Raw genomic sequence first — 2,958 nt, 5'->3', positions numbered from 1 at the left:
CGCTGCCACAGCCGCGCGCCGCCGGCCACCAGGGCCGCCTCCACCGCCGCCGCGGTCAGCTCGGCCGGCGGCGACCAGGAGACCCGCCGGGCCAGCACCGGTTCAAGCAGGTTCTCCACCGGCATGCTGTGTTCCTCGGCGATCGCCGAGAGCGCCCCGCGCACCCGGGCGAGGCGGGCGGCGGCCACCGGATCGCGTTCGGCCCACCGGTTGGCCGGCGGTAGGCCGTCGCCGCTCGGGCCGGCCGCGGCGGGCAGCTCGTCCTCGGGCAGCGCCGCGGCGGCGCGCAGCGCGTCCAGCCAGGTGTGCGCGGTCCGGCGGATCCGCGGCCCGGAGAAGACCGGCAGGCGGATCAGCGCCGCGACGTCCGTGGGGGCGTGGAGTACCGCGTCCATGATCGCGCTGTCGGGGAGGACCCGGCCGGGCGCGACATCCCGGGTGCGGGCCAGCCGGTCACGGGCGGACCACATGGCCCGGACGGCGGCGAGCTGGCGACGGGTGCGGGCCCGGTGGATCCCACTGGTGCGCCGCCACGGCTCGGCCCGCGGCTCGCGCGGGGGCGCCGACACGATCGCGGCGAACTCCTGCCGGGCGAACTCGATCTTGTCCTGCTCGATGAGTTCCGCCTCCAGCGCGTCGCGCAGCTCGACCAGGAGCTCCACGTCGAGCGCCGCGTAGCGCAGCCACGGCTCGGGCAGCGGCCGGGTCGACCAGTCGGCGGCCGAGTGGCCCTTCTCCAGCCCGTAGCCGAGCACCCGTTCGACCATCATGCCGAGACCGACCCGCTCGTAGCCCAGCAGGCGGCCGGCGAGCTCGGTGTCGAACAGCGATACCGGCCGCAGCCCCAGCTCGGAGAGGCAGGGCAGGTCCTGGTTGGCGGCGTGCAACACCCATTCGACGTCTCCGACGGCGTCCTGGATGACAGTGAGATCGCCGAGCGCGATCGGATCGAGCAGCAGGGAACCCGCGCCGCGGCGGCGGAGCTGCACCAGGTACGCCCGTTGGCTGTATCGATAGCCCGACGCCCGTTCCGCATCGAAGGCGACCGGGCCGGTCCCCGCGGCGAGCCGCAGCGCGGCGGCCGCGAGCTCCTCGGCGTCGACGATCACGGGCGGGACGCCGTCCACGGGAGTGAGCAGCGGGATGGGCTCGCGGGCGCTGGTCTCTGGCTCACCCTCCACCTTGGCGCTTACACCCCCGCTGACCTGCTCTGATGGCTCTGGAACCGTCGACGTCACGATCGGCGATCGTACGTCTGAATCCCCGCGGGGGCAGCCGCACTGTTCAGCGGATCAGGACAATTATACGCATGGTGATACCGCTGCCTGGTACAGTGGTCAGATCATTTAGGGCTGAAGTGCACCCCCGCCCTGCGGGAATGGGGGGCTGCTGGGCGCGTCCGGCCTTCCCGGCCCGTTCCGCCCGCCTCAGGCGCGGCGCTGGGACAGCGGCAGCGGGAGGACCCCGGACAACGTCGGCGGCAGTCCCGCCATCGCGGCGAGCAGATCACCGAAGGCCAGCAGATGCGCGGCGGCCGCGGCGCAGCTCCAGGCCGGGCGCGCGTGGCGCGCGCCGGGAATCTGATCGCCGTCCACCGCGGCGGCGCCCTCGTCGTCCGACGCGGTCTGCGCCCAGTCCGGCGACCAGGAGCAACGCAGCTCGACGTCCTGGGTGTCACCCTCGGTCCGCAGGACCCCGAAGCGTCGGGACGCGGTCGTTGTCACCGTGCCGCCGAGCGCGCGTACCGTCGCGCCGTGCCCGTCCAAGGACTCCCGCAGCCATGACCAGGCGACGTCCGCCAGCAGCGGATCCGCGGCGATCTCCGGGTCGACGCTCGCCCGGGCATAGCAGACGATGCGCGTGGTGCCCTGCCAGGCAGGCTGGCCGTCCGGGTCCATCAGCACGATGAGCCGGCCGGCCGCGGAGTCCGCCGCGTCCCCGGCCACCCCGCCGGCGAGGGCGAAGGCGAAGGGCGCGAGCCGGCTCGGCGCGGCGACCTCGTGCACGATGATCTCCGGGCGCAGCCGGGAGATGCTGGCGCGCAGGGCGTCCGTGACGGCGAGGAAGATCGCGGGGGTCGCCTCGAACGACGCTGCGGCCTCCATGAGGGCAACGTTAGGGCGTCGACCATGATCGCGCTGGGCGGACGCCGGAGCGTGCACCTTCGACCCCGTTGGGTGCGATCGGGGGCCGGGTAGGCGTAGCGCGCCGCGATGGCCGGAGGCGTCCCGAAGGGCGGGAGCCTCCCGAGCCATCCCCGCGGCGTCGGCGGGCTCGCCGAACTCGCCCGCCCGACCGGTCGAGGGGCCGTAGTCCGGCCGGGGGGCGGGGCTGTGCAGGCTCACGCGGGGATCCGGGCGGCGCCCCGCTCGCGTCCCTCGCGGCCGTGCGGACCGCCCTGCGCCGCGGTGCCGCGGTGGGCCGCACGGGCGCGTTCCGCACTCCGGGCGGGTGGCACCGGCCCGATCAGCACCGCCGCGCCGCACTCGGCGCACGCCCACTCCGGGCAGTCCACGCCGTGACCGTCAGCGCACGGCGGCTGGGTGAAGCGCCGCTCGTCGCCGCAGCTGACGCAGGTGAGGACGATGTGATCGTCGATGTCCACCCGGACCAGTTCCACTCCGAACACCACTCCCCGCGTACCCGCACTCGACCCGTGCCCGCGTCCCGCCGGACGCGATAGGCGCACCACGAGATCACGCGCCACCACGGCAGCCGGCCGACGAGGGAACGCGGGACAACGCGCACCCTCTGCCCTCATTCCGACCGGACTGACGGTGCCACGGCGGGAGCAAATGTCCGCGCATTGCCTCCGGCGTGTCGCGTGAGCCCCTCTCGATGCGGTGTGAGGCGGAGATCCCCGCACGGGCGGTTCGGCCGGTTCGCGGCTGTCCCCGCGACCTGCCGCGACCCGCGGCTGGCGGTCGGCCGCGCCGCCGACCGGTCGCTGCGCGGGGC

3 protein-coding genes are annotated in these 2,958 nt (G+C 74.9%); all 3 read right to left on the bottom strand.

Translation table 11 applies throughout. The annotated features are described in order from the left end of the window. Nucleotides 1-1,238: HRDC domain-containing protein (locus MXD58_RS24140; RefSeq protein ID WP_374616597.1), on the bottom strand; the 1,238-nt coding region annotated here is incomplete at its 3' end. 189 nt (nt 1,239-1,427) lie between these two features. Further along, nucleotides 1,428-2,105, bottom strand: a complete 678-nt coding sequence (locus tag MXD58_RS24135; RefSeq protein ID WP_248840174.1) for a DUF3000 domain-containing protein — start codon at nt 2,103-2,105, stop codon at nt 1,428-1,430. A 236-nt stretch (nt 2,106-2,341) separates the two neighbouring features. After that, entirely contained in the window at nt 2,342-2,620 is a 279-nt protein-coding gene (locus tag MXD58_RS24130; protein WP_250609986.1) for a hypothetical protein, read from the bottom strand. Between the last annotated feature and the right edge of the window lie 338 nt (nt 2,621-2,958).

Source organism: Frankia sp. AgKG'84/4, assembly GCF_023242965.2.
Lineage (GTDB): Bacteria > Actinomycetota > Actinomycetes > Frankiales > Frankiaceae > Frankia.
The sequence above is the reverse complement of the archived record's forward strand: the minus strand, read 5'-3'. Positions and strand labels throughout refer to the sequence as shown.

Excerpts from the sequence above, each read along its gene's own strand:
- MXD58_RS24135 (WP_248840174.1), bottom strand. The coding sequence starts at position 2,105 with ATGGAGGCCGCAGCGTCGTTCGAGGCGACCCCCGCGATCTTCCTCGCC.